Source organism: Lelliottia sp. GFLA7, assembly GCF_056490165.1.
In genome coordinates, this window is record NZ_JBWLAQ010000071.1 from 1 (window position 1) to 457 (window position 457).

The following is a 457-nucleotide window of genomic DNA, read 5'->3' on the forward strand; positions in this document are numbered from 1 at the left end:
GATAAGCAGCTATGGCAAGGCCTTCATGAAAAAATAATTGATAAAGAAATCGCCTTGAATCCGTCACCGGAAGATAGCTTTAAAATAGCAGCGGACGGTCTCAATACTCCTTTGATCGCTATAGCGAAAGAGGTTTTCGCAGAGCACAAAATAAAAAACATAAGGATCATAAAGAAGACGCTACAGGCCCTGGTCGAGATCATGCCCAAGCAGAACTCACTGCCGGAAAGCCTATACAGGGCTTACATACCAACAGTGATATTTTTGGGTATCTGCTATTTTCGTGGCTTCAGTAATGGACTGACGCTGGACTATTTGGCCAATCACATTTTCATGCAGCCACAAGAGTCTGAAAATGAAGAGTGGAACGTAATGATTAACAAATTTTCCATACGGGCAAATAAATTTTCCGAGTTGGCAATCGACTACTTCAGGCTTGGCGTCACAGGGCATGAGG

General features: G+C 43.1%; 1 protein-coding gene. It reads left to right on the forward strand.

Going from position 1 to position 457, the window contains the following annotated elements; all coding sequences use genetic code 11:
• On the forward strand, positions 1–457 hold a 457-nt coding region (locus AC07RN_RS21195; RefSeq protein ID WP_478337250.1), incomplete at both ends, for a hypothetical protein.